Genomic DNA, 22,484 nt, shown 5'->3' on the forward strand with positions numbered 1-22,484 from the left:
CATGGCCATTGCAGTGCCCCTCAATGAAGGCGCAGGTCCTAATCTGAAGCAGCGCCTCAAGCACGCCGAGCGGGTCAACCGCTGGAAGGCGCAGGCGTTGATCGCGCCCTTGGCGCTGTTTCTCCTGCTGGTGTTCCTGGTGCCGATTGCGGCGCTGCTGTACAAGAGCGTCAGCAACCCCGAGGTAGTAGCCGGGCTGCCACGCACCGTTGAAGCGGTGCAGCAGTGGGATGGCAAAGGCCTGCCGGGCGAGGACGTGTACAAGGCGCTGAGCCTGGACCTGCCCGAGGCGCGCAAAAATCAGTCGCTGGGTGACCTGTCCAAGCGCTTGAACATGGAACTGGCCGGTTATCGCAGCCTGTTGTCGAAGACTGCGCGGGCACTCCCGTTCAAGATCGAGCCTACTTCTTATAAGGAAGCACTGCAGGCCCTCGATGAGCGCTGGGGCGATCCGGCCTACTGGCAAGCGGTGCGCCGCAACACCAGCAGCGTCACGTCTTATTACCTACTGGCGTCGGTCGACCACCGCATCGATGACCTCGGCGAGCTGGCCAAGGCCACCCCCGACCAGGCCATCTACTTGGATATCTTTGCCCGCACCCTGTGGATGGGTGTGGTGATCACGGTCATCTGCCTGCTGCTGGCCTACCCGCTGGCCTACCTGCTGGCCAACCTGCCGACTCGCCAGAGCAACCTGCTGATGATTCTGGTGCTGCTGCCGTTCTGGACGTCGATCCTGGTACGGGTGGCGGCGTGGATCGTGCTGCTGCAGTCGGGCGGGCTGATCAACAGTGCGCTGATGGCGATGGGCATCATCGACCAGCCACTGGAACTGGTATTCAACCGCACCGGCGTGTACATCTCGATGGTGCACATCCTCCTGCCATTCATGATTTTGCCGCTGTACAGCGTGATGAAGGGCATTTCGCCGAGCTACATGCGCGCCGCGATCTCGCTGGGCTGCCACCCGTTCGCCAGCTTCTGGCGGGTGTACTTCCCGCAGACCTACGCAGGCGTGGGCGCCGGTTGCCTGCTGGTGTTCATCCTGGCCATCGGCTACTACATCACCCCGGCGCTGCTCGGCAGCCCCAACGACCAGATGGTCAGCTACTTCGTGGCCTTCTATACCAACACCAGCATCAACTGGGGCATGGCCACCGCGCTGGGCGGGCTGTTGCTGCTGGCGACCGTGCTGCTGTACCTGATTTATAGCTGGCTGGTCGGCGCCAGCCGCCTGCGCCTGAGCTGAGGAGCCTTGTGATGCTGAGCCCCTACATGTCGCCCGTGGAACGGGTGTGGTTCTACAGCCTGCGGATCCTCTGCGGCCTGATTTTGTTGTTCCTGGTGTTGCCGGTGCTGGTGATCGTGCCGCTGTCGTTCAACAGCGGCAGCTTTCTGGTGTACCCGCTGCAGGGCTTTTCGCTGCAGTGGTACCAGGACTTCTTCGCCTCGGCCGAGTGGATGCGTGCGTTGAGGAACAGCATCATCGTCGCCCCGGCGGCGACGGTGCTGGCCATGGTCTTCGGCACCCTGGCGTCGATCGGCCTGACCCGCGGCGATTTCCCTGGCAAGTCGTTGGTCATGGCGCTGGTGATTTCGCCGATGGTGGTACCGGTGGTGATCATTGGTGTGGCCAGCTACCTGTTCTTCGCCCCGCTGGGCATGGGTAACAGTTTTATCTCGTTGATCCTGGTGCATGCCGTGCTGGGGGTGCCGTTCGTCATCATCACTGTGTCGGCGACCTTGCAGGGGTTCAATTACAACCTGGTGCGTGCGGCGGCCAGTTTGGGTGCCTCGCCGGTGCTGGCGTTCCGCAAGGTGACCTTGCCGCTGATCGCGCCTGGGGTGATTTCGGGGGCGTTGTTTGCCTTTGCCACCTCGTTCGACGAGGTGGTAGTGACGCTGTTCCTGGCCGGGCCTGAGCAGGCCACGCTGCCGCGGCAGATGTTCAGCGGTATTCGCGAGAACCTGAGCCCGACGATTGCGGCGGCGGCGACCCTGTTGATCGCCTTTTCGGTGGTGTTGCTGCTGACCCTGGAGTGGCTGCGTGGGCGCAGCGAGAAGCTGAGGACGCAGCAGCCGGGCTGAGTTTGTGTCTGCTGTGCCGGCCTCTTCGCGGGCAAGCCCGCTTCCACAGGTACAGCGCTGCCATTGAAAACAGCGTCTTACCTGTGGGCGCGGGCTTGCCCGCGAAGAGGCCGGTACAGACAAAGCAGCCTGAGTTACAATGCGCGCCACCGTGATTCTGCCAACAGGTGCGCCATGCAGCCCTACGCTATTGCCCCCTCCATCCTCTCCGCCGACTTCGCCCGCCTGGGTGCCGATGTCGATGCAGTGCTGGAAGCAGGTGCCGACATCGTCCACTTCGATGTCATGGACAACCACTATGTACCCAACCTGACCATCGGCCCGATGGTCTGCACCGCCCTGCGCAAGTACGGCGTGACCGCGCCAATCGACGTGCACCTCATGGTGAGCCCGGTCGACCGCATCATCGGTGACTTCATCGAAGCCGGCGCCACCTACATCACCTTCCACCCGGAAGCCTCGCAGCACATCGACCGCTCGCTGCAGCTGATCCGTGACGGCGGCTGCAAGGCCGGCCTGGTGTTCAACCCGGCCACCAGCCTGGATGCGTTGAAGTACGTGATGGACAAAGTCGACATGGTCCTGCTGATGAGCGTCAACCCAGGCTTCGGCGGGCAGAAGTTCATCCCTGGTACCCTCGACAAGCTGCGCGAAGCGCGCGCCCTGATCGATGCCAGTGGCCGTGACATCCGCCTGGAAATCGACGGCGGCGTCAACGTCAACAATATCCGCGAAATCGCCGCCGCTGGTGCCGATACCTTCGTGGCCGGTTCGGCGATCTTCAACGCCCCGGACTACCGGGAAGTCATCGCCAAGATGCACGCCGAACTGGCTCAGGCCCGCCCATGAGCGGCTTCGAGCAGCTGTTCCCGGGGACGCTGCCCAGGCTGGTGATGTTCGATCTGGACGGTACCCTGATCGATTCAGTCCCTGACCTGGCCGCAGCCGTCGACCGCATGCTGCTCGAACTGGGCCGACCCGCCGCAGGGCTCGACGCCGTGCGGCACTGGGTTGGCAACGGTGCACCGGTGCTGGTACGCCGCGCCCTTGCCGGTGGCCTCGACCACGCGGCAGTGGACGATGAGCTGGCCGAGCGCGGGCTGGCGCTGTTCATGGAGGCGTACGCCGAAAGCCATGAACTGACCGTGGTCTACCCCGGCGTGCATGACACGCTGCGTTGGCTGCGCAAGCAGGGGGTGGAGATGGCGCTGATCACCAACAAACCCGAGCGGTTTGTCGCGCCGTTGCTCGATCAGATGAAGATCGGCCGTTACTTCCGCTGGATCATCGGCGGCGATACCCTGCCACAGAAGAAGCCCGACCCTGCCGCCTTGCTGTTCGTCATGAAAATGGCTGGCGTCGAGGCTGGGCAGGCACTGTTCGTCGGCGATTCGCGCAGCGATGTGCTGGCCGCCAAGGCTGCCGGCGTGCAGTGCGTTGGCCTGAGTTATGGCTACAACCATGGCCGGCCGATCGATGAGGAATCCCCCAGCCTGGTGATTGGCGATCTGCGCCTGCTGTTGCCTGGTTGCGTCGTCACCGACACTGGGATAACGTTGGCGGACCTTCAAGCCTCACAAGACAGAGAGCCCACCGTGGTGGTTACTGGCAAATTCTGGATGAAAGTCATCAAGGCCCTGGCCCGTTGGCGTTGGCGCGCCTGACTTCTGCCCGCCGGCGCCTGCCGGCCCGTCCGTTTGCCTGACTCTCATCATTGCTCCGAGGCTACCCATGACCCGCGAAGAATTCCTGCGCCTGGCCGCTGCCGGCTACAACCGCATCCCCCTGGCCTGTGAAACCCTGGCTGACTTCGATACCCCGCTGTCGATCTACCTGAAGCTGGCCGACCAGGCCAACTCGTACCTGCTCGAATCGGTGCAGGGCGGTGAAAAGTGGGGCCGTTACTCGATGATCGGCCTGCCGTCGCGCACGGTGATGCGTGTGCATGGCTACCACGTCAGCATCCTGCAGGATGGCGAGCAGGTCGAAAGCCATGAGGTGGAAGACCCGCTGGCCTTCGTCGAAACTTTCAAGGACCGCTACAAGGTCGCCGACATTCCTGGCCTGCCGCGCTTTAACGGCGGCCTGGTCGGCTACTTTGGCTACGACTGCGTACGGTATGTGGAAAAGCGCCTGGGCGCCTGCCCGAATCCTGACCCGTTGGGCGTTCCGGACATCCTGCTGATGGTCTCGGATGCCGTGGTGGTGTTCGACAACCTGGCCGGCAAGATGCACGCAATCGTGCTGGTCGATCCGTCCGAGGAGCACGCGTTCGAGCAAGGCCAGGCACGCCTGCAAGGCTTGCTGGCCAAGTTGCGCGAGCCGATCACTCCACGCCGCGGCCTGGACCTGAGCCGACCGATGGCGGCCGAGCCGGCGTTCCGCTCCAGCTTTACCCAGGATGACTACGAGCGCGCGGTGGACACGGTCAAGGAATACATCCTCGCCGGTGACTGCATGCAGGTGGTGCCGTCGCAGCGCATGTCGATCGACTTCAAGGCAGCGCCCATCGACTTGTACCGTGCACTGCGCTGCTTCAACCCGACGCCGTACATGTACTTCTTCAACTTCGGCGACTTCCATGTGGTCGGCAGCTCCCCCGAAGTATTGGTGCGTGTGGAAGACAACCTGGTTACCGTGCGCCCGATCGCCGGTACCCGCCCGCGCGGTGCGACCGAAGAGGCTGACCGTGCGCTGGAAGACGACCTGCTTTCGGACGACAAGGAAATCGCCGAGCACTTGATGCTGATCGACCTGGGCCGCAACGATGTGGGTCGCGTGTCCTCTACCGGTAGCGTGCGCCTGACCGAAAAGATGGTAATCGAGCGTTACTCCAACGTGATGCACATCGTTTCCAACGTCACCGGCCAGCTGGCCGAGGGCCTGACCGCCATGGATGCACTGCGGGCGATTCTGCCGGCGGGCACCTTGTCGGGCGCGCCAAAGATCCGCGCAATGGAAATCATCGACGAGCTGGAGCCGGTCAAGCGGGGCGTTTACGGGGGGGCGGTGGGTTACTTCGCCTGGAACGGCAACATGGACACGGCGATCGCCATTCGTACGGCGGTGATCAAGGACGGCGAGCTGCATGTGCAGGCTGGTGGCGGCATCGTCGCCGACTCGGTACCGGCGCTGGAGTGGGAAGAAACCATCAACAAGCGCCGGGCGATGTTCCGTGCGGTGGCGTTGGCTGAGCAGACGCCTGACTAGTAAATCGTGCGGCCCACCGCGGCTGAAACCGCTCCTACAGGCATTGCACATTGTAGGTGCGGCTTCAGCCGCGATGGGCCGCAACGCGGCCCCGACAATTCAGAAGTCGACGCTGACCCCCAAGCTCACCCCCTGCTGGGTCAATTCATCACTCTTGCGCCAGTTGTAGTTCCCGCGCAAGTGCACCCCGGCCACCAACTCATGGCTCACCCCCAGGCTCGCCCGGGTCAAATCGCTGTGCGGCGTATACCCGGTCAAGGTGAAGTCATTGGCCGGCAACGTCGTCAGGTGCATCGTCACATCCTGCTGGTCATCCTCGAACTCATGTTCCTGCGCCACTTCGGCGAACAGCTTGGTGCTCGGCAACACCTGCACACTGCCTAGCAGCCCCACACCCAACCGCCGCGAAGTACGCTCCTGGTCATCGAAACCCAGGGCTGTCGAACGCCCGCTCTTCTCGTCATAGCCATCGACCTTGACCCGTGCATAGTCGGCGCTGATAAACGGCGCCAGTTGCCAGCTGCTGCCATCGGCCGCCAGGTTGTAGCCCAGCCGCCCGGTCACCGCCCAGGCTTCGCCGTCGGTGTCGCCTTTTTCGCTGCGATCATTGACGCCCAACGCGAAGGTGCGTTTGAGGTCGCGGTAGTCCAGGTGCCCCGCGCTCAGCGCGGCATCGGCCCACCAACGGTCCTGGCGGAACTGGGCAAAGGCACTGCCCAGGTAGCTGTCGAGCTTGTAGTCCGAGTCCTGTTCATCTGCCTCTAGTTTCTGGCGATACACGCCGCCCGCAAGCCCCAGGCGCCAGGCATCATTCAACCGATAGCTGCCCCCGAGGGTCAGGTTGTAGCCGCGCCCGTCGGCATTGGCCGCACTGCGTTGGTCATCAAAGTCCAGGTCCTGCGCGCCGGTGGCGACGAACGCCTGCCACTGGCCCACCGCTTGCCAGGGCGTCTGCCACTGGTTGCGCAGCTCGTCCTGATGCGCGCGCAGGCTGGCGTGGGCCATTTCCGGCAGTAGCGTCAGCTCCCAAGGGGCGGAGAGGATCGAATAGCCGTAATCGGCGATCAATTGCTGGCCGGCGATGGTCGGGTGCACCGAGTCGTTGAACAGCAGCTTGGTCGGGTCGGGATTGCTGCCGTTGATGCCGTACACCGGGTTTTCCACACAGCTGCTGCCGCTGTAGCAGGTGCCAACCAGATTCTGGTCGCTGGCCAGGCCGAATTGCGTCGGGCTGGCCAAGGCTTCGCTCAGCAGTACCGGAATATTCAGCGGGATGATCTCGGCGTCGATCTGGGCAAGCTGGCTGATCAGTGCCTGGTTGAAAATGCCGGACAACTGCGACAGCGGGTTTTGCTGCGGGGTGCCGCTGAAATTCGGGGTCTGGCCAAGGTCGGGTAGCAGCCAGACCATGATGTAGCGGGCGCCGCCTTGTTGCAGCGCCTGGGCGCTGGCGGCCAAGCGTGAACCGGCGGTAGCCGCATCGGCGGGGCTGTTCACCAGCCCTTGCAGGAAGTCGTTGCCGCCGCCGGTCAGGTAGTAAAGGGCGTTAGGGTCGGCGCGCAGGCCGTTGGCCAGATAGCCGGGTTTCTCGCGCAGCACCAGGCCAGCTCCTGGTTGGCCGGGGGGGATCACCGTTTCTGACGTCTCAGTGATCGAGTCGAGAATCTGTTGGGTGGTGTAGCCGCCGACCGCCCAGTTATTGCCATCGGCAACGCCGCGCGCGAGGTTGCCAAGTGAGGTCGACGGCCCCAGTTCACTACCGCCGAATCCTAGTTTTGCGCCGAGAATCATGGGTGATACAGGTGCAAAATTGCCATCAGCATCACGGTTGGTAAACCGCTGCCCCGCAGTACCGCCGGTCAGGTCGGGAAACTGCCCGGCATCGGCCAGGCTGTCACCGAAGGTGATCATCGTCGAGTAAGGGGAGGGGGCCGCGAATGCCTGGCTGCAAGCCAGGGCCAACGTAGCCAGGGTAAAGCGCAGTAACGGTGCTTTTTGCATCGATGAACATCCTTTTCATTGTTTTTATGAGGTCAATCCGATCGACCTTAGCAAATCGCTGGGCATGCCTTCCAAGTCCATTCGTTTCCCAGTGTTTACCGGCATATTGCGCCCGCCGTCCCGGTAGGCTACTGTGCCTGCAAGTATGAGCGAGACTTATCCTGTGTTGATCGTCAGCAAACTCTTGATGCGCGTTATCAAGGCCCACGCCCGTTGGCGTTGGCGCGCCTGACTTTATCCCCTGCCGGCCCGCCCGGCCCGCCCCCGTTTGCCTTCCTGTCGTTTTCCGAGCGCCCTTTGTGGCAGTACTGCGTCTGTTTTCGGCGTAGGAAGGTTCGACTATTAAAGTCAGTAGATTCTAGAGGTTTAGCCCGATGTTACTGATGATCGACAATTACGACTCATTCACTTACAACGTCGTTCAGTACCTTGGCGAGTTGGGTGCCGAGGTCAAAGTCATTCGCAACGACGAAATCACCGTTGCCGAGATTGAAGCCCTCAACCCCGAGCGCATCGTTGTCTCGCCTGGCCCGTGCACGCCGAGCGAAGCCGGTGTGTCCATCGAAGCCATCCTGCATTTTGCCGGCAAGCTGCCGATCCTTGGCGTTTGCCTGGGCCACCAGTCCATTGGCCAGGCCTTTGGCGGTGATGTGGTGCGCGCGCGCCAAGTCATGCACGGTAAGACCAGCCCGGTGTACCACCGTGACCTGGGCGTGTTCGCAGGCCTCAACAACCCACTTACGGTTACCCGCTACCATTCCCTGGTGGTCAAGCGCGAGACGCTGCCGGATTGCCTGGAAGTGACAGCCTGGACCGCCCATGACGATGGCTCGGTCGACGAGATCATGGGCCTGCGCCACAAGACGCTGAATATCGAAGGGGTGCAGTTCCACCCCGAGTCGATCCTGACCGAGCAGGGCCACGAGCTGTTCGCCAACTTCCTCAAGCAGACCGGCGGCCGCCGCTAAGGACCGAGCATGGATATCAAGAGCGCGTTGAGCCGTATCGTCGGCCACCTGGACCTTTCCACCGAAGAAATGCGCGATGTGATGCGCCAGATCATGACCGGTCAATGCACCGAAGCGCAGATCAGCGCCTTCATGATGGGGATGCGCATGAAGAGCGAGAGCATCGACGAGATCGTCGGCGCGGTTTCGGTGATGCGCGAGCTGGCCGAAAAGGTCGAGCTTAAAAGCCTCGATGGCGTGGTCGACATCGTCGGCACCGGCGGTGATGGTGCCAACATATTCAATGTGTCCACCGCCTCGGCGTTCGTCCTTGCGGCGGCGGGCTGCACCGTGGCCAAGCATGGCAACCGCGCGGTTTCCGGCAAGAGCGGCAGTGCCGACCTGCTGGAAGCCGCCGGCATCTACCTGAACCTGACCCCAACCCAGGTCGGGCGCTGCATTGACAGCCTCGGCATTGGCTTCATGTTCGCCCAGACGCATCACTCCGCGATGAAACATGCTGCCGGCCCGCGCCGCGACATGGGCCTGCGCACGCTGTTCAACATGCTGGGCCCGCTTACGAATCCGGCCGGTGTGAAACACCAGGTAGTCGGTGTGTTCAGTCAAGCGTTGTGCCGCCCGCTGGCTGAAGTGCTGCAGCGCCTGGGCAGCAAGCATGTGCTGGTGGTGCACTCGAAGGACGGCCTGGACGAATTCAGCCTCGCCGCACCGACCTTTGTCGCCGAACTGAAGAATGACCAGATCACTGAATACTGGGTCGAGCCTGAAGACCTCGGCATGAAGAGCCAGAGCCTGCACGGGCTGGCGGTCGAGAGCCCGCAGGCGTCGCTGGAACTGATCCGGGACGCGTTGGGCCGACGCAAGACCGAGAACGGCCAGAAGGCTGCGGAAATGATCGTGCTCAATGCGGGCGCGGCGCTATATGCCGCCGATCATGCCATGACCCTCGCGCAGGGTGTGGAACTGGCCCACGACGTCTTGCACACCGGGCTGGCCTGGGAAAAGCTGCAGGAGCTGGGTGCCTTTACAGCGGTATTCAAGGTGGAGAACGAAGCATGAGTGTCCCGACGGTGCTGGAAAGGATCATCGCCCGCAAGTTCCAGGAAGTGACCGAGCGCAGCGCGCGCGTCAGCCTCGCCGAACTGGAGCGCCTGGCCAAGGAGGCCGATGCTCCGCGCGGTTTCGCCAACGCGTTGATCGAGCAGGCCAAGCGCAAGCAGCCTGCGGTGATCGCCGAAATCAAGAAGGCTTCGCCAAGCAAGGGCGTCATCCGCGAGAACTTCGTGCCGGCGGACATTGCCGTCAGCTATGAGAAGGGCGGGGCGACCTGCCTGTCGGTGCTGACTGACGTGGACTACTTCCAGGGTGCTGACGCGTACTTGCAGCAGGCGCGCGCCGCCGTTGCGCTGCCGGTGATCCGCAAGGACTTCATGGTTGACCCTTACCAGATCGTCGAGGCCCGTGCCCTGGGGGCCGACTGCGTGTTGCTGATCGTCTCGGCGCTGGACGACGTGAAGATGGCCGAGTTGGCCGCCACCGCGAAGGATGTTGGCCTCGATGTGCTGGTCGAAGTCCACGATGGCGACGAACTGGAGCGTGCGTTGAAGACCCTCGACACGCCATTGGTCGGGGTCAACAACCGCAACCTGCATACCTTTGAAGTCAGCCTTGAAACGACGCTCGACCTGCTGCCGCGCATTCCACGTGACCGCCTGGCCATCACCGAAAGCGGCATCGTCAATCGTGCCGATGTCGAGCTGATGGAGATCAACGAGGTCTACTCGTTCCTGGTCGGTGAAGCGTTCATGCGGGCTGAGCAGCCGGGGCTGGAGTTGCAGCGGCTGTTCTTCCCCGAACAGGTGAAGAAGACTGTTCAGCAACTGGACTGATCAGCATTGAAGCCGGCACTTGCCGGCTTTTTTGTCGGCCCTGTTCAGGGCTCGTGATAACTACAAAGGTGGACGATGACTGACCAACCTCTGGCCCTGACTGTCGAACAAGGCCTGCACGCCGAACAGGACCTGCTGGCCGCTGTCTGCCGTGGCGAACGCGAAAGTGGCGTGTTGTTCTGGCGCCCCACCGACCATGCTCTGGTCATGCCGCGACGCATGAGCCGGCTGGACAACTTCGAGGCCGCCTGCTCGGAACTGGCGATTGCTGGCTGGCCGGTGTTGCTGCGCGAAACCGGCGGTGAGCCGGTACCGCAGTCGCATTCGACGGTAAACGTGGCGCTGGTGTACGTGGCACCCCGTAGCGAAGGCGACCACGGCCGCATCGAAAACGCCTACGAGCGCCTGTGCCTGCCGCTGTGCGACGTGTTGCGCGAATGGGGCGCAGTAGCCTCGGTCGGCGAGATCGACGGCGCCTTCTGCGATGGTCGTTACAACGTCAACCTCAATGGACGCAAGCTGGTCGGCACCGCCCAGCGCTGGCGCCAGGGCATGGGCGGCAAGCGCCCGGTGGTGCTGGTACACGGTGCGTTGCTGCTGGATAACGAGCGCGAGTCGATGGTCGCGGCGGTCAACCGCTTCAATGAATGTTGCGAGCTGGAGCAGCGCTGCCGGGCCGACAGCCATATTGCCCTGCATGAGTTGGCGCCCGAAGCGCCCTGGTTCGAGCGCCTGTCGCGGGCGTACGACGAAGTGCTGGCGGCCCTGCCTAAAGATTAACGGGTACCGTAGACCACCATGGTCTTGCCTTTGACATGCACCAGGCTGCGTTCCTCAAGGTCTTTGAGCACGCGGCCGACCATTTCTCGTGAACAACCGACGATACGGCCAATTTCCTGACGGGTGATCTTGATCTGCATGCCGTCCGGGTGGGTCATGGCATCCGGCTGCTTGCACAGGTCGAGCAGGCAACGGGCCACACGGCCGGTGACGTCGAAGAAGGCCAGGTCGCCTACCTTGCGTGTGGTGTTGCGCAGGCGCTGAGCCATCTGGCTGCCGAGGGCGTAGAGGATATCCGGGTCGTGGCGGGCTAGGTCGCGGAATTTTTCGTAGCTGATTTCAGCCACTTCGCATTCGGTCTTGGCGCGCACCCAGGCACTGCGCTGCTGGTCGCTGCCTGCGGATTCGAACAGGCCAAGTTCGCCGAAGAAGTCGCCACTGTTGAGGTAGGCGATGATCATCTCGTGGCCTTCATCATCCTCGATGATGATGGTTACCGAACCTTTGATGATGAACGACAGTGTCTCGGCCCTATCACCGGCGCAGATGATGTTGCTCTTGGCGGTGTAGCGGCGGCGCTGGCAGTGCACCAGCAGCTTGTCGATGTTCTTGATCTTGGCGGGTAGGGCGGAGGCAACCATCACGAAATCCTGTTCGATGCGACGCATAGGCTCTTGTTAGTGATTGACTGAACGCGACGCGTCAGTCAATTGGCGCCAGCTTATCAGACACTGCAGGATGTTTCGGTACTAATGCGACGCGTGTTGAGCTTTTCCGACAGCGATACAAGGCTTAAGCTGACACCCTTTTGCGAAATCCAGGAGTACGGACAGATGAAGGCACGCATCCAGTGGGCCGGTGAAGCGATGTTCCTCGGTGAATCGGGGAGCGGCCATGTGGTGGTAATGGATGGCCCGCCTGAGGCCGGTGGCCGTAACCTGGGCGTGCGCCCGATGGAAATGCTTCTGCTCGGCCTGGGCGGCTGCAGCAGCTTCGACGTGGTCAGCATCCTGAAGAAATCGCGCCAGGCGGTGGAAAGCTGCGAAGCCTTCCTGGACGCCGAGCGCGCCAGCGAAGACCCGAAGGTATTCACCAAGATCCACATGAACTTCGTGGTGAAAGGCCGTGGGCTGAAAGAGGCGCAGGTCAAGCGTGCGGTCGAGTTGTCGGCGGAGAAGTACTGCTCGGCCTCGATCATGCTGGAACGCGCTGGTGTTGAAATCACCCACGGCTACGAGATCGTAGAGTTGGGTTAAGTCCGAAATCCTGGGGTCGCAAAGCGGCCCCGGCGATCTTCAGTTGCGCAAGGCGGGTAGGGCGATCAACAGCCAGCGTGGCACACAACGTCGCAATGACTGGCTCAAGTGCTCCCGCCGCTTCTGATACGCCAGCCCCAAGCCGATAACCCCCAGTCCGATGAGCGTAACCACGACCGGGAACAGCAATGATTCGGCAAAGACCTCGTAAGACAGATAGCCCAGATAAGCCGCCACCCCCAACGCCCCGAAGACCATGAACACCGGCCGGCGCAGCAGCACCGCCATAGCCATCAGCCCAAGGTTGATCAGGCAGTACAGTGCCTTGCCCAGTTCACTGTCGCTTTCCATCATCGTCAGCCCACCCCAGAACGCCGCCAATCCGGCCAGGTAGCCCCAGTGGGCGTAATCTTCGCGGGTACGGCCGTCGACCAGCAGGAACACCAGCAGCAGCCCGAGCCCGAACCACAGCGAAACCGTGCGCCGTTGTTCCCAGCTAAACGGCGAGCCAAACACCCACTCGCTCAGGTCCATCGACATGAACCACAACGCGACGGCGATCGGCATCACGATGAACGGGTAGGGGATCAAGCGCAGCATCAGCAAACCGGCGACCACCGTAGCGGCTTCCATCGCCAGCCAGCCGCCCTGAACATAGGTGTAGTACTGGTGGTAATCGACTTGCCGGTCGTCCAGCGGCCACCAGCCAGCCAAGCGTTCGATGGCAAACACGGCCAATGGCACGATACTCACCGCGACTGCCGCCAGCACACCGGCAGCGATGGGCTGTTGGCGTCGTTGCAGGTTGAGGGCGAACAGGGTGAGCACGGCGATGTACAGCGAAGCGATAGCCAGCAGCGCCCAATCACCGATCAACATCCAGGCCTCGGTCAGCAACCAGCCCATCGCTGCCATGATCAGCAGCGCGCCGAAGTAGAACGCGACATGGGCCAGTTGGAAGCTGCCAGCTGTCACTGGCTGCTGGCGCAGATAATCCAGCAGGGCCTGGTCCTGGCCCGGCTGGAGAATACCGGCTTGCACGGCGCGCGCCAGGTCCTTGGCGTCGATTCGGTCCGTCATAGGCGTGCCTCAGATGCGGTAGGTGCTCTTGGTCATGACCTTGGCCAGCATGCTCATGCCGAAACGCACTGGCGCAGGGAAGCGGTAGCCGCCAGCTTCGAGGGCGGATTCGGCATGTTGCTCTTCATCCACGCGCATCTGTTCGAGAATGGCGCGGGATTTTTCGTCCTCGTCGGGGATTTGTTCCAGGTGTTCGTCAAGGTGCTTGCACACCTGATGCTCGGTGGCGGCGACGAAACCCAGGCTGACTTTGTCGCTGACCAGGCCGGCGAGGGCGCCGATGCCGAACGACATGCCGTAGAACAACGGGTTGAGCACGCTCGGGTGGCTACCCAGCTGGCGGATGCGCTGCTCGCACCAGGCCAGGTGGTCGATTTCTTCCTCCGCGGCATGCTCCATGGCCTTGCGCACCTGCGGCAGCTTGGCGGTCAGGGCCTGACCCTGGTACAGCGCCTGGGCGCAGACTTCGCCGGTATGGTTGATGCGCATGAGCCCGGCAATGTGGCGGGTCTGCTGGTCGTCCAGTTCGACGTCCGGCTGGACGATGGCCGGGGACGGCCGGGACGGTTGGCCGCTGAAGGGCAGCAAGGTGCGCATGGCGGTATCGGCCTGCAGCAACAAGCGGTCGAGCGGCGAGTAGTGACGTTCGGTAGCCATCGGGCACCTCCGCTGAAGTGATGCCCGACAGTCTACCTCAATCGCCCGGGGCGGGCTTGCCTTGGGTCAGCCCGGCGGCCAGTTCATCTGGCGCTGGCCGAGCACGTGCATATGGATGTGGTAAACGGTCTGGCCGCCCTTCGGGTTGCAATTCATGACCACACGGAAGCCTTCTTCACAGCCTTGCTCGACCGCAAGGCGCTGTGCGGTGAACAGAATATGGCCGGCCAAGGCCTTGTCCTCTTCGGTCAAGTCATTCAGGGTACGGATGTGTTTCTTCGGGATGACCAGGAAGTGCACAGGCGCCGCTGGGGCAATGTCCTTGAAGGCCAGGATCTGGTCATCTTCGTAGATGATGTCTGCCGGGATTTCCCGGTTGATGATTCTAAGGAATAAATCGTCCACAGCACTTGCTCCATGGTGAGTGTCCCGGCCGAGTGTACTGAGCCAGGCGCCACTCGCCCAGTGGCTATTCCATTCCGACGGGGCAGTAACGGCGATGGATGAGGCCAGCGACTTTGCGTGTTAGCCAGCGCGGCAGCAGCCGAGGGGCAAACGCCAACCAGCGGTTGCGGCGTCCGGGCATGATCAACGCACGGTTCCTGGCCAGTGCGCGCACGGTGTACAGCGCCACTTCTTCGGGGCTCTGGCAGCGGCTATTGCCTTCGAGCCTGGGGATGCGGCGGCGCGAAGAACGCACCGGGCCGGGGCACAGGACTGAAACCTTGATACCGGTGGGTTTCAGTTCTTCGCGCAAGGCTTCAGAGAAATGCATCACGTAGGCCTTACTGGCAGCGTATGTGGCCATCGTCGGGCCCGGTGCTACAGCGGCCATTGCGGCGACATTGAGGATTTGCCCCCCGCCTTGTACTGCCATGAGGTTGCCGATGGCGTGGCACAGGCGGCTCAGGGCAAGGATGTTCACTTCCAGCAGGTCTTGTTCGTCCGCCCATTCGTGGGCGAGGAAGGGGCCGTAGGTACGTTGGCCGGCGCAGTTGACCAACAGGTCGATGCGCCGTTCGCCTTCTTCCAGTTCAAGCACGAACCCGGACAGGCGCAGCGGCTGGCTGAGGTCGCAAGCGCGGAACAATACTTCGACGCCAAACCGCTGGGTCAGCTCGATGGCCACCGGCTCCAGGGTTTCGCGATGGCGTGCCACCAGGATCAGGTTGCGCCCGCGCCGCGCCAGGGCTTCCGCAAGGGCCAAGCCCAGGCCGCTGGAAGCACCAGTGATCATGGCGTAACGGGTCATGCAAGGCTCCTGGGGGCTGAAGAGGGCGCTTAGTGTACAGCTTGGCCCGGCAAGGTGTTGCCTTTTGCTAAAAGGCCTTGATGTGCAATGCGTGGCTACGTTCCAGGGCTGCCAGGTACTCGCTGTGCAGGCGTTCGATCAATGCTGCGGCGGTTGGCAAATCATTGATATCGCCTACGCCCTGGCCGGCGGACCAGACCGTTTTCCAGGCCTTGGCTTCATCATCGATGGGTTTGAGCTTGCCTTGTTCGTGGCCGGTTTTCAGCGCGGTCATGTCATAGCCGGCCTGCTCCAAGCTCGGGCGCAGGAAGCTCGCCGGGATGCCGGACACTGCAGGGGTGTGGACGATGTCTGCGGCATGAGCATTGAGCAGCATCTGTTTATACGCATCCTGCGCGTGGCTCTCTTGGGTGGCGATGAACCGCGTCCCCATATAGGCCAGGTCGGCGCCCAGTACCTTAGCGGCGAGAATCTCGTGGCCGTGATTGATGCAGCCGGCCAGTAGCAGGGTCTTGTCGAAGAACTGGCGGATTTCAGCCGCCAGGGCGAACGGGCTCCAGGTACCGGCATGTCCACCGGCACCTGCCGCCACGGCGATCAGGCCATCGACGCCGGCCTCGGCGGCTTTCTCGGCATGCCGCCGTGTGGTTACGTCATGGAACACCAGGCCGCCGTAGCTGTGCACGGCATCCACCACTTCCTTTACTGCGCCCAGGCTGGTGATGACGATCGGTACGCGATGTTCGACGCACAGCGCCAGGTCAGCCTGCAGACGCGGGTTGGTGGGGTGGACGATCAGGTTTACCGCATACGGCGCTGGTGCTGGCAACTGTTCCAGGCCCGCTTCGATTTCTTCGAGCCAGGCCTTGAAACCGGCGCTATCGCGCTGGTTCAGGGCCGGGAAGCTGCCGACCACGCCGCTGCCGCAACAGGCCAGGACCAACTGAGGGTTGGAAATCAGGAACATCGGCGCGGCCACCACCGGCAAGCGCAGGCGTTGTTCGAGCGAAGCGGGTAGGGACATGGGCAAGGCTCCAGTGCAGGACGGTTATCGTCAGAACGGTTTGACCACCACGAGAATTACGATGCCCAACAGGATCAGCACCGGCACCTCGTTGAACCAGCGGTAGTACACATGGCTGCGGGTGTTGGTGCCATTGGCGAAGCGTTTGCGCTGGGCGCCACAGATGTGATGGTAGCCGGTGAGCAGGATCACCAGGGTGAGCTTGGCGTGCAACCAGCCCTGGCTAAGCCAGCCGGGGGTGAGGTACAGCATCCAGGCACCGAACACATAGGTGGCGATCATCGCTGGGTTCATGATGCCGCGGTACAACTTGCGCTCCATGGTCGTGAAGCGTTCCTGGCTGATGCTGTCCTCGCTCTGGGCGTGGTAGACGAACAGCCGCGGCAGGTAGAACAGGCCGGCGAACCAGCAGACCACGCTGACGATGTGCAGCGCTTTGATCCATAGGTAAAGCATTTAGAGAGTTCCTTCAGGTATTCACGGTCGTCAGATAGTAGAGGCCAAGCGCCCGAAGGGTCACCCGAAGAGTTGTTACAGACGCCCCACGCCCCTATTATCGTGCGCTTTCCAGACGGCTCGTTGATAAGGGGCAAGCGTTATGATCAAGGTCGGTATCGTCGGCGGCACGGGTTACACCGGGGTCGAACTGTTGCGTCTGCTGGCGCAGCATCCACAGGCCGAAGTGGCCGTCATCACTTCGCGTTCCGAGGCCGGCGTGGCGGTCGCCGACATGTACCCGAACCTGCGCGGCCACTACGATGGCCTGGCGTTCAGCGTGCCGGACAGCAAGGCGCTGGCAGCCTGTGACGTGGTGTTCTTCGCTACCCCGCACGGTGTCGCCCACGCCCTGGCCGGTGAGTTGCTGGCCGCCGGAACCAAGGTCATCGACTTGTCCGCCGACTTCCGTCTGCAGGATGCTGCCGAGTGGGGCAAGTGGTACGGTCAGCCACACGGCGCGCCAGAGCTGCTCAAGGATGCCGTCTACGGCCTGCCGGAAGTCAACCGTGAGAAGATCCGCCAAGCGCGCCTGATTGCTGTGCCAGGGTGCTACCCGACCGCTACCCAACTGGGCTTCCTGCCGCTGCTCGAAGCCGGCCTGGCCGACCCGTCGCGCTTGATCGCCGACTGCAAGTCGGGCGTTAGTGGTGCTGGCCGTGGCGCTGCGGTGGGCTCGCTGTTCTGTGAGTCGGGCGAAAGCATGAAGGCCTATGCGGTCAAGGGGCACCGCCACCTGCCGGAAATCAGCCAAGGCTTGCGCCTGGCCGCAGGAACGGACATTGGCCTGACCTTCGTACCCCACCTTACGCCAATGATTCGCGGCATTCACTCCACCCTGTACGCAACGGTCGCTGACAAGTCTGTCGATCTGCAGGCACTGTTCGAAGAGCGCTATGCGAACGAACCGTTCGTCGATGTAATGCCAGCTGGCAGCCACCCGGAAACCCGTAGCGTGCGCGGTGCCAACGTCTGCCGTATCGCTGTTCATCGCCCGCAGGGTGGCGACCTGGTAGTGGTGCTGTCGGTCATCGACAACCTGGTCAAGGGCGCGTCCGGCCAGGCGGTGCAGAACCTGAACATCCTGTTCGGCCTGGACGAACGCATGGGGCTGTCCCACGCCGGCCTGCTGCCGTAAGCGTTTGCCAGTCGAAAAGGCCCGCCATGTGCGGGCCTTTTTGTTTGCCGCGACTAAAGCCGCACAATTCTTGACCGATTTTCTCGGAGAAGCGGATAATGCGCGTTATCGAGTTTTATGGCGGCAACTGCGCCGGGAGAATCAACATGAGCGTCGAAACCTTCACCCCCACGGCTTTGGAGTTCACCCAAGGCGCCGCGCACAAGGTGAAGACCCTGGTTTCCGAAGAAGGCAATGATCGCCTGAAGCTGCGGGTTTTCGTGACTGGTGGCGGCTGCTCGGGTTTCCAGTACGGCTTCACCTTCGATGAGGATGTGGCTGAAGATGACACCATCGTCGAGCGCGAAGGTGTGTCGCTAGTGGTCGATCCCATGAGCTTCCAGTACCTGGCAGGCGCCGAGGTGGATTATCAGGAAGGTCTGGAAGGTTCGCGTTTCGTGATCAAGAACCCGAATGCCTCGACCACCTGTGGCTGCGGTTCATCGTTCTCGATCTGAGCCCTGGCTGAACGAAAAACGCCGCGCAATTGCGCGGCGTTTTCATTGTGGAATCAGGCTGGATAGATCGCACCCAGTACCCGTAACCCCTTGGCTGCCGTCACACTGGGGCGATTGGCAGCGATCCCTTCCAGGCAGCAATGGGCGAGCCAGGCAAAGGCCATGGCCTCGACCCAGTCTGGGTCGACGCCATGTGCCCCGGTACTGGTGACCTGGGCGTTGGGCAGTAGCGCACGAAGGCGGTTCATCAAAGCACCATTGCGCGCTCCGCCACCACACACCAAAAGTGCTTCGGTGCCTTGCTGGGCGTTATCGAGGGACTCGATGATGCTGCGTGCGGTCAACTCCAGCAGCGTGGCCTGTACATCTTCATCACGGTAGTGCGGCAGGCGGGCGAGGTGGCCATCCAGCCAAGACAGGTTGAACACTTCGCGGCCGGTACTCTTCGGGCCCGTTCCGGCGAAGAACGGGTCGCCTAGCAGGCTGCTGAGCAAATCCGCCTGCACGATGCCACTGGCGGCCCAAGCACCATCGGCATCATACGGCTGGCCGTGCTTTCGCTCGATCCAGGCATCCAGCAACACGTTGCCCGGCCCGCAGTCGAAGCCGTGTACCGGCTTGTCGTGCTCGAGCAGGCTGAGGTTGCTGAAGCCGCCGACGTTGAGTACGGCCAAGCGCTGGCCCAGGTGGCTGAACAGCGCTTCATGAAACGCCGGCACCAGCGGCGCACCTTGGCCGCCCGCTGCCACATCGCGGCGGCGGAAATCGGCCACCACGCTGATCCCGGTGAGCTCGGCGAGCAACGCCGGGTTGCCGATCTGCACGGTGAAGCCCCTGGCAGGCTCATGTCGGATGGTTTGGCCGTGGCTGCCAATGGCGCGGATGCTTTCTGCCTTGAGCCCTTGTTTGGCCAGTAGTTGCTGGACCCCTTCGCCCGCCAGGCTGGCCCAGCGGTTCTCCGCCAGTGCAGCGCGAGCGATTTCGTCAGGCCCACTGGCGCACAGGGCAAGCAACTGCTGGCGCAGGTCGCCGGGCATTGGCAGGTAATGGGTGGCAAGCAGTTCGAGCTGCTCGCCTTGTTCGACCAAGGCGATGTCCAGGCCATCGAGGCTGGTACCGGACATCACCCCCAGGAAGAGCGCCATACGATCAGCGCTTGTTCGCGGCGAGCAGGGTGGCTTTTTCCTGGTCCATGCGGGCGACCAGTGGCTGGCTCTGCTGCAGGAAGCGCTGGCGTTCGGCCTTGGCAATCGGGTCGGCCATCGGCACTTTCTGGCTCAGCGGGTCGACGTGCACGCCGTTGACCTGGAACTCGTAGTGCAGGTGTGGGCCGGTGGACAGGCCGGTGGTGCCGATGTAGCCAATGATCTGCCCCTGTTTCACGCTGCTGCCGGTCTTGATGCCCTTGGCAAAGCCCTGCATGTGGCCGTAGAGCGTCTTGTAACTGTTACCGTGGGCGATGATCACGGTGTTGCCGTAGCCACCACGGCGACCGGCCAATTCGATGCGGCCGTCACCGGCTGCCTTGATCGGCGTGCCACGTGGTGCGGCGTAGTCGACGCCCTTGTGCGCGCGGATCTTGTTCAGAATCGGATGCTTACGGCCAGCGGAAAAGCGCGAGCTGATGCGGGCAAAGTCCACTGGCGTACGGATGAATGCCTTGCGCAGGCTGTTGCCGTCGGCAGTGTAGTAGCTGGTGTTGCCTTGTTTGTTGGTGTATCGCACGGCGGTGTAGGTCTTGCCGCGGTTGGTGAAGCGCGCGGAGAGAATGTTGCCGGTGCCGACGACCTTGCCGTCCATGACCTTCTGCTCGTAGACCACGTCAAATTCGTCGCCTGGGCGGATGTCCTGAGCGAAGTCGATGTCGTAGCCAAGCACCTTGGCCATGTCCATGGTCATGCTGTGGGACAGCCCGGCACGCTGGGCCGAGGCCGACAGCGAGCTCTTGATCACGCCATGGGCATACGCGGTACGTACCAGCGGCTTGCTGATTTCGCGGTCGAAGGTATAGCCCTTGACGGTTTTGGTCAGGCGAATGGTTTCAAGGTTGCTGACCTTGCTGTGCAGGCTGGCCAGCTGACCTTCCTTGTCGAGCTCGAACTGCAGTACCTGGCCGTGCTTTAGCTGGCTGAACTGCTTGGCCTGCTTGCTGCTGGCCAGTAGGTCGTGCACGGCATTGGCGGGCAAGCCAACCTTGGCGAACAGGGTCGACAGCGTGTCGCCGCGCGCCACGGTGACTTCACGGTGCCCAGGCTCCTTGGCCTCAGGCTTCTGCTCGGCTGCGGGCGTTTGTTGTGCGGTTTGTTCGGTTTTCGATTCGGCGCCTTCGATCTGTGCGAAAGGCGAGCCCTGATCGGCTCCGGCCTGTACCAGAGGGGCGGCGTTGGATTCGTCCTTCAGCTGCTCGGCCGGGCTTTCCAGTTCGAGGCTGAGGGTAGTCTTCTTGGCTTCGACTTCGCTGGAAGGGAATACCAGCAGGGCCAGGCTGAGCAGGGCGGCGATGCCACTGGCGGCCAACAGATGGCTTTTCGGATAAAGCGGGGGCGCTTTAGGCGTTTCGTTGGTCATAGGTAGGTGACTTTTGAAGAAAAATGAATATGGAAAAGATGAATGACATGATGAAGATGAAATAACTGTATAAAATATAACCAAATCCAGTTTCACGCAAGGGCGCGTAGACGCCGCATGCCTGCGGTCAGGTCACATTCCATTGCGAAACTTGTATTTGATGGCCGATCTTGTATGGTTGGCTCCCCTTGAATCTGAGCCTTGCGGGTCTGTCTATGAAGTCGGTTGAAGAGCAGCTGGCGCTTATCAAGCGCGGTGCTGAAGAAGTGTTGGTCGAGTCGGAACTGGTGGAGAAGCTCAAGCGCGGCCAGCCCCTGCGTATCAAGGCAGGTTTCGATCCGACCGCGCCTGACTTGCACCTGGGGCACACCGTGCTGATCAACAAGCTGCGCCAGTTCCAGGAGCTGGGCCACCAGGTCATCTTCCTGATTGGTGACTTCACCGGGATGATCGGCGACCCGAGCGGCAAGAGCGCCACGCGCCCGCCGTTGACCCGTGAGCAGGTCCTGGATAACGCCGAGACCTATAAACAGCAGGTCTTCAAGATCCTTGACCCGGCCAAGACCGAGGTGGCCTTCAACTCCACCTGGATGGACAAGCTGACGCCGGCCGATTTTATTCGCCTCGCATCGCAGTACACCGTGGCGCGCATGCTCGAGCGCGATGACTTCGACAAGCGTTACACCACCAACCAGCCGATCGCCATTCACGAGTTCCTCTACCCGCTGGTGCAGGGGTATGACTCGGTGGCGCTGAATGCTGACGTGGAGCTGGGTGGGACTGACCAGAAGTTCAACCTGCTGATGGGGCGCGAGCTGCAGCGCTCCTATGGCCAGGAAGCACAGAACATCGTGACCATGCCGTTGCTCGAAGGGCTCGACGGCGTGAAGAAGATGTCCAAGTCGCTGGGCAACTATGTAGGTATCCAGGAAGCGCCGGGTGTGATGTACAGCAAGCTGGTGTCTATCCCGGACACGCTTATGTGGCGTTACTTCGAGCTGTTGAGCTTCCGTTCGATGGAAGAGATCGAGCAATTCCGTGCCGATGTCGCCAATGGCGCGAACCCTCGCGACATCAAGATCAAGCTGGCGGAAGAGATTGTGGCGCGCTTCCATGGTGAAGAGGCTGCTGCCAACGCTCACCGTGCGGCGGGCAACCGTATGAAAGAGGGTGAGTTGCCGGAGAACCTGCCCGAGATCGAGGTTGCTGCAGCTGAAGACTTGCCAATCGCCGCTGTATTGAACCGTGCGGGCCTGGTGAAGAACTCGGCGCAGGCTCGGGATCTACTTAATGGTGGCGCCGTGAAGGTCGATGGTTCGGTGGTTGATCGCGACTTCATGTTTGCGCTCGGTGCCACTCACGTTTGCCAGGCGGGCAAGAAAGCGTTTGGCCGGGTTACGTTGAAGGCTGAATGACCGCTTGATGGTGTAGCTATATAGAAGCGGGGAGGCCGACAGGCCCCCCCGCTTTGTTTTTCAGCAATATGAAGGTTTCTTGAAATTAAGCCTTGACGCACTTTCGAATCCCCTTATAATGCGCCCCACTTCCAGCGACAACGGAACGAGAAACTCCTTGAGATTC

23 protein-coding genes are annotated in these 22,484 nt (G+C 62.0%); 13 read left to right on the forward strand and 10 right to left on the reverse strand.

Annotation, left to right across the window (positions count from 1 at the left end):
• The first annotated feature begins 1 nt into the window (after position 1).
• The 5 genes from ACZ6YA_RS20425 (at position 2) to trpE (ending at position 5,298) form a co-directional block, all read left to right on the forward strand.
• Positions 2 to 1,249 (forward strand): ABC transporter permease, encoded by a 1,248-nt coding sequence (locus ACZ6YA_RS20425; protein WP_465898894.1) that lies wholly within the window; start codon positions 2 to 4, stop codon positions 1,247 to 1,249.
• Between the two features lie 11 nt (positions 1,250 to 1,260).
• Positions 1,261 to 2,088, forward strand: coding sequence for an ABC transporter permease (locus ACZ6YA_RS20430; protein WP_465898895.1), 828 nt, complete (start codon positions 1,261 to 1,263; stop codon positions 2,086 to 2,088).
• A 174-nt stretch (positions 2,089 to 2,262) separates the two neighbouring features.
• Positions 2,263 to 2,937, forward strand: a complete 675-nt coding sequence (rpe, locus tag ACZ6YA_RS20435; protein WP_465898896.1) for a ribulose-phosphate 3-epimerase — start codon at positions 2,263 to 2,265, stop codon at positions 2,935 to 2,937.
• Positions 2,934 to 3,752, forward strand: coding sequence for a phosphoglycolate phosphatase (locus tag ACZ6YA_RS20440; RefSeq protein WP_465898897.1), 819 nt, complete (start codon positions 2,934 to 2,936; stop codon positions 3,750 to 3,752). Before rpe ends, ACZ6YA_RS20440 begins: the two co-directional genes overlap by 4 nt.
• A 67-nt stretch (positions 3,753 to 3,819) precedes the next feature.
• Positions 3,820 to 5,298 (forward strand): anthranilate synthase component I, encoded by a 1,479-nt coding sequence (trpE, locus tag ACZ6YA_RS20445; RefSeq protein WP_465898898.1) that lies wholly within the window; start codon positions 3,820 to 3,822, stop codon positions 5,296 to 5,298.
• 99 nt (positions 5,299 to 5,397) lie between these two features.
• On the opposite strand, the gene estP is transcribed toward trpE, so the two are convergent.
• Positions 5,398 to 7,299, reverse strand: coding sequence for an esterase EstP (gene estP, locus ACZ6YA_RS20450; protein WP_465898899.1), 1,902 nt, complete (start codon positions 7,297 to 7,299; stop codon positions 5,398 to 5,400).
• A gap of 374 nt (positions 7,300 to 7,673) precedes the next feature.
• On the opposite strand from estP, the gene ACZ6YA_RS20455 reads away from it, so the two are divergent.
• The 4 genes from ACZ6YA_RS20455 (at position 7,674) to ACZ6YA_RS20470 (ending at position 10,936) form a co-directional block, all read left to right on the forward strand.
• Positions 7,674 to 8,267, forward strand: a complete 594-nt coding sequence (locus ACZ6YA_RS20455; protein WP_465898900.1) for an aminodeoxychorismate/anthranilate synthase component II — start codon at positions 7,674 to 7,676, stop codon at positions 8,265 to 8,267.
• Between the two features lie 9 nt (positions 8,268 to 8,276).
• The gene (trpD, locus tag ACZ6YA_RS20460) at positions 8,277 to 9,326 is read left to right on the forward strand and encodes an anthranilate phosphoribosyltransferase (RefSeq protein ID WP_465898901.1); all 1,050 of its coding nucleotides are present in this window, start codon (positions 8,277 to 8,279) and stop codon (positions 9,324 to 9,326) included.
• Positions 9,323 to 10,156 carry an indole-3-glycerol phosphate synthase TrpC gene (gene trpC, locus ACZ6YA_RS20465; protein ID WP_465898902.1) on the forward strand — a complete coding sequence of 278 codons (834 nt, stop codon included), beginning with the start codon at positions 9,323 to 9,325 and terminating at the stop codon, positions 10,154 to 10,156. Before trpD ends, trpC begins: the two co-directional genes overlap by 4 nt.
• A gap of 75 nt (positions 10,157 to 10,231) precedes the next feature.
• Positions 10,232 to 10,936 (forward strand): lipoate--protein ligase family protein, encoded by a 705-nt coding sequence (locus ACZ6YA_RS20470; RefSeq protein ID WP_465898903.1) that lies wholly within the window; start codon positions 10,232 to 10,234, stop codon positions 10,934 to 10,936.
• On the opposite strand, the gene crp is transcribed toward ACZ6YA_RS20470, so the two are convergent.
• Complete coding sequence (gene crp, locus ACZ6YA_RS20475; RefSeq protein ID WP_465898904.1) at positions 10,933 to 11,577, reverse strand: cAMP-activated global transcriptional regulator CRP; 645 nt, start codon at positions 11,575 to 11,577, stop codon at positions 10,933 to 10,935. The genes ACZ6YA_RS20470 and crp overlap by 4 nt on opposite strands.
• A gap of 192 nt (positions 11,578 to 11,769) precedes the next feature.
• Between crp and ACZ6YA_RS20480 the strand changes: the two genes are divergently transcribed.
• On the forward strand, positions 11,770 to 12,192 hold the full coding sequence (locus ACZ6YA_RS20480) for an OsmC family protein (protein ID WP_039602515.1): 423 nt from the start codon (positions 11,770 to 11,772) through the stop codon (positions 12,190 to 12,192).
• A 39-nt stretch (positions 12,193 to 12,231) separates the two neighbouring features.
• Here the strand turns inward: ACZ6YA_RS20480 and ACZ6YA_RS20485 are convergent, their stop codons facing one another.
• The 6 genes from ACZ6YA_RS20485 to hemJ form a co-directional block, all read right to left on the reverse strand.
• On the reverse strand, positions 12,232 to 13,272 hold the full coding sequence (locus ACZ6YA_RS20485; RefSeq protein ID WP_465898905.1) for a DUF2157 domain-containing protein: 1,041 nt from the start codon (positions 13,270 to 13,272) through the stop codon (positions 12,232 to 12,234).
• Between the two features lie 9 nt (positions 13,273 to 13,281).
• Positions 13,282 to 13,929 carry a 2-polyprenyl-3-methyl-6-methoxy-1,4-benzoquinone monooxygenase gene (coq7, locus tag ACZ6YA_RS20490; protein ID WP_400798366.1) on the reverse strand — a complete coding sequence of 216 codons (648 nt, stop codon included), beginning with the start codon at positions 13,927 to 13,929 and terminating at the stop codon, positions 13,282 to 13,284.
• 66 nt (positions 13,930 to 13,995) lie between these two features.
• A complete protein-coding gene (locus ACZ6YA_RS20495; RefSeq protein ID WP_465898906.1) occupies positions 13,996 to 14,334 on the reverse strand; it encodes a histidine triad nucleotide-binding protein in 339 nt (112 codons plus the stop codon).
• Positions 14,335 to 14,398: 64 nt separating this feature from the next.
• The gene (locus tag ACZ6YA_RS20500; RefSeq protein ID WP_465898907.1) at positions 14,399 to 15,181 is read right to left on the reverse strand and encodes an SDR family NAD(P)-dependent oxidoreductase; all 783 of its coding nucleotides are present in this window, start codon (positions 15,179 to 15,181) and stop codon (positions 14,399 to 14,401) included.
• A gap of 67 nt (positions 15,182 to 15,248) precedes the next feature.
• Entirely contained in the window at positions 15,249 to 16,205 is a 957-nt protein-coding gene (locus ACZ6YA_RS20505) for an NAD(P)H-dependent flavin oxidoreductase (RefSeq protein WP_465898908.1), read from the reverse strand.
• Positions 16,206 to 16,235: 30 nt separating this feature from the next.
• Complete coding sequence (gene hemJ / locus ACZ6YA_RS20510) at positions 16,236 to 16,661, reverse strand: protoporphyrinogen oxidase HemJ (protein ID WP_403131417.1); 426 nt, start codon at positions 16,659 to 16,661, stop codon at positions 16,236 to 16,238.
• A 142-nt stretch (positions 16,662 to 16,803) separates the two neighbouring features.
• On the opposite strand from hemJ, the gene argC reads away from it, so the two are divergent.
• Positions 16,804 to 17,838 (forward strand): N-acetyl-gamma-glutamyl-phosphate reductase, encoded by a 1,035-nt coding sequence (argC, locus tag ACZ6YA_RS20515; protein ID WP_465898909.1) that lies wholly within the window; start codon positions 16,804 to 16,806, stop codon positions 17,836 to 17,838.
• A gap of 146 nt (positions 17,839 to 17,984) precedes the next feature.
• Positions 17,985 to 18,335, forward strand: a complete 351-nt coding sequence (erpA, locus tag ACZ6YA_RS20520) for an iron-sulfur cluster insertion protein ErpA (protein ID WP_400798381.1) — start codon at positions 17,985 to 17,987, stop codon at positions 18,333 to 18,335.
• A gap of 53 nt (positions 18,336 to 18,388) precedes the next feature.
• Here the strand turns inward: erpA and ACZ6YA_RS20525 are convergent, their stop codons facing one another.
• The gene (locus tag ACZ6YA_RS20525; RefSeq protein ID WP_465898910.1) at positions 18,389 to 19,480 is read right to left on the reverse strand and encodes an anhydro-N-acetylmuramic acid kinase; all 1,092 of its coding nucleotides are present in this window, start codon (positions 19,478 to 19,480) and stop codon (positions 18,389 to 18,391) included.
• A gap of 4 nt (positions 19,481 to 19,484) precedes the next feature.
• Positions 19,485 to 20,903, reverse strand: a complete 1,419-nt coding sequence (locus ACZ6YA_RS20530; RefSeq protein ID WP_465898912.1) for a peptidoglycan DD-metalloendopeptidase family protein — start codon at positions 20,901 to 20,903, stop codon at positions 19,485 to 19,487.
• Between the two features lie 215 nt (positions 20,904 to 21,118).
• On the opposite strand from ACZ6YA_RS20530, the gene tyrS reads away from it, so the two are divergent.
• Positions 21,119 to 22,318, forward strand: coding sequence for a tyrosine--tRNA ligase (gene tyrS / locus ACZ6YA_RS20535; protein ID WP_465898914.1), 1,200 nt, complete (start codon positions 21,119 to 21,121; stop codon positions 22,316 to 22,318).
• Positions 22,319 to 22,484 lie beyond the last annotated feature (166 nt).

The sequence above is a fragment of the Pseudomonas sp. NPDC090752 genome, from assembly GCF_055584805.1.